The sequence below is a fragment of the Arcicella aurantiaca genome (assembly GCF_003148625.1).
Taxonomy (GTDB): Bacteria; Bacteroidota; Bacteroidia; order Cytophagales; family Spirosomataceae; genus Arcicella; species Arcicella aurantiaca.
The window spans coordinates 1-1,256 of record NZ_QGGO01000069.1; the positions used below are offsets into that span (position 1 = coordinate 1).

Genomic DNA, 1,256 nt, shown 5'->3' on the forward strand with positions numbered 1-1,256 from the left:
AGCCCTCGGCGTCCCGTGGCTGGTCTCCCGACCAGCCAACTGGCGAAAGCAAAAACCCGAACATATTGACTTTCATAAAATTAATATTTAAAATCCTCTGTCGGCGTTGGTGCTGGCATCTACGAATGCCTCGGCACGCTCGGCTGGTATATCCGAATAGTCCATCAATGACATGGCATCGCCCATTTGGGCTACGGCTTTGTCTAAGGCGTTTGACAATTGGGCATTTTGGAGCATCATCGATTTACTGGCGGTGTTGCTGGGCATACCGTTTTCTAAGCTGATGCTGTGAGTAGGCAAGCCTACTGTTTTGCGAGGTTTATCGGGTTTATCTTCTTTGGGCTGTTTACTATTTCCGCTGGCAAAAGCCACAAGGCTTTGTACCAACCAAAACAGCAACAGTATGTACCGTAAGCGTAGGAGTATGGTCATGGGTTGTGTATTTTTATACGTTTTCTTCTTTTCAAAAAATGTATTTTTTGAAAAAAAAATTAAAATCCAAGATTCAATTAAATAGTTGATACGTTAAACTGTCCAAGTTCGATATTAAGTATGTATGTTTTCCACCAATCTAATATTTTAACAAATTCTATCAATTCTATTTCAAAAATGGATGGTGGAAGTGAGTCATTGCTAATAACATAAAGTTTTTCAAAAACATAAACTTTCTTTTTTGAAAAACTGTACAATACCGTAGGTAATATTTCGCTTCCTCTAATTAAAGTTGTCACCAAACCTAAATTATGTTTGGTAGTATCCATATTTGACCATTCAACAATACTTTTGTCTGGAAATATATGGTCCTCCCATATTCCACCTAAATGGGTTTCAGCATAACTCAATTTATTCTCCTCTTCATAAAAATTTTGTATCAAGTTAATAAACTTATAATTATGAAGAATAATATCACCCGATAATACGGTTAATAATTGAGACAGATTATCTTTATCACTATCTTCAAAAACTATCTTATATTGGTTTATTCTATATGGCAGTTCACCTTTGTAAAGTAACCCCACAATATTGTATTTTAAGTTCATCTCCTATTTATTAATATTTAGGGAAAAAAGAAATAACAGTGCTATTGTTTTCATACCACCTAAAAATCATACCGCTTTCCGAGGTTGCTTCATATCCTGCTTTCCAAGGGACTTTGGTACTCCTTCCTTGGCTGGTAAGCCCTCGGCGTCCCGTGGCTGGTCTCCCGACCAGCCAACTGGCGAAAGCAAAAACCCGAACATATTGACTTTCATAAA

General features: G+C 37.3%; 3 protein-coding genes. All 3 read right to left on the reverse strand.

Annotation, left to right across the window (positions count from 1 at the left end; all coding sequences use genetic code 11):
• Window positions 1-87 precede the first annotated feature (87 nt).
• A complete protein-coding gene (locus tag LV89_RS24820) occupies window positions 88-432 on the reverse strand; it encodes a hypothetical protein (protein WP_146199270.1) in 345 nt (114 codons plus the stop codon).
• Between the two features lie 77 nt (window positions 433-509).
• Window positions 510-1,040, reverse strand: coding sequence for a hypothetical protein (locus LV89_RS24825; RefSeq protein WP_109745681.1), 531 nt, complete (start codon window positions 1,038-1,040; stop codon window positions 510-512).
• Window positions 1,041-1,050: 10 nt separating this feature from the next.
• Window positions 1,051-1,256 (reverse strand): hypothetical protein (locus LV89_RS25690; RefSeq protein ID WP_211321280.1); only part of this gene is annotated, 206 nt, incomplete at its 5' end.